1 protein-coding gene is annotated in these 1,661 nt (G+C 56.3%); it reads left to right on the plus strand.

Features of this window, described 5'->3' with window-relative positions:
* Positions 1–617 precede the first annotated feature (617 nt).
* Complete coding sequence (locus B8460_RS21245) at positions 618–1,301, plus strand: hypothetical protein (RefSeq protein WP_148360694.1); 684 nt, start codon at positions 618–620, stop codon at positions 1,299–1,301.
* Positions 1,302–1,661: the final 360 nt, after the last annotated feature.

A 1,661-nucleotide genomic window follows, 5' to 3' on the forward strand; every position in this document is an offset into this window, starting at 1 on the left:
AGCCCATTGGAGACATCCCTCCGGCGGAAGCCGAGGCCGCCTACTATGCCGCGCTCGACAAGCCGGCTATGGCGGCGTGACTCAAACTAAATGGCCTCCGGCAAACCCCGGGCGGTTCAAACTCAAGGTAGCTACAGAGCCCAAAGGTCCCGATCCAATGCGGCTTCAGCCCGCGCTAGCGCCACGTTCGATCGATTGCAGCAGCACCACTCCGCTTGCCTCCGGCAACGAGCGGAGCGCCCAGCCCGGTGTCATGGGCCGGCTCTTCTGGAGTGTATGTTCGACGGTTGCTACGGCGAAAGCGCGGCCGCGCACAACATTGCTGGACGCGGCTTGGGGCGTCGTCCTGCAACTAATGCGCATTCCGGCGCCAGAACGTGGACTTGCCGTATGCGCGTAGCCGGCCCGGACCGCCTTCCAACCCGCGCCATCCTTGGCGATTGGCGCGATACGCGCGCGCCAGCTGCGGTGATGCAGTCTCCTGCCGTCGGCGACCACGTCTTCAAGCAGCCTCTGCGTGCTTGGGCGCAACGGACCTCTGTGCCTCCCTTCTTGCGTCAAAACTCCAGTGCACGCCTAGCACGGAAACCAGCAGTCAAATCCACTAGGGACATGCCATGACGCCAAACCTGACCGAGATTTCGATGCAAGCGTCGTCTCCGCTTCTGGGCGTGATGCGGTCTGCGCTTTCCATGGCTCTTCTGGGGCAAAGTAAATTAACGCGCGACATACTCTCCCTTGAGGGCATGTCCGGCTTAAAATATAGGCATTTTATAAATAATCTCGTAGGAGAGCTCAATGACACGAGCTACCTCGAGGTAGGAAGCTGGGCTGGATCTACATTGTGTTCCGCTATCTATGGGAATTCTGTAAGAGCTACGGCAATAGATAACTGGTCTCAATTCGGCGGTCCAAAAGAAATATTTTTATCTAACCTCGAACGCTTCCGGACACCCAAGGCATATGTGAATTTCATCGAGAACGACTTCCGTAATGTCGATTACTCAAGTATCGGACCGTTCAAGATCTATTTATTCGATGGGCCTCACGAAGAAATTGACCAATATGATGGACTGCAACTGCCGCTGCCTTGCCTAGAAGAGGAATTCGTCTTTATCGTCGATGATTGGAATTGGACAGCCGTCCGCGACGGAACTTTCAGCGCAATTGTAAAATCGAATCTAACAGTCAAATATGGTCTGGAGATTAGGACAACATTGGACGGGTCACATCCAGATAACGCGATGCAGAATAGTGATTGGCATAATGGATATTTTATATCAGTATTATCTAAATCGTAGATAAGGCTTTCCGCGGGTTGCGTTGCCGGGTTCGGACAGCCGGACGCCGCCGGGCGGTTGCGGCGACCGGCCAGAGGTTCAGTGAGTGCCTCCGGGTTGGCGTGGTCGCCGAGCATGGCCCGCAACACCCCCTCTGGAGTCTCCACAATGCTTTTCGGACTTCGGCGAGGAAGGACGCCCAAACAGAACATGGTGCGGAGGAGCGGCGATCCCGTACAAGTGCGACCGGGAAAGTTGCTTTCGGTCACGAATGCGGCGGGGTGAGCCGGATTTGGTTGGATGCTGCTGCCCACGGAGATCGACTTCTGGGAGAGTGAGCTAGAGCGCCATCCGACCTGATGGGATCGGGAGGGATTCCCG

Source organism: Acidisphaera rubrifaciens HS-AP3 (assembly GCF_000964365.1).
Classification (GTDB): Bacteria; Pseudomonadota; Alphaproteobacteria; order Acetobacterales; family Acetobacteraceae; genus Acidisphaera; species Acidisphaera rubrifaciens.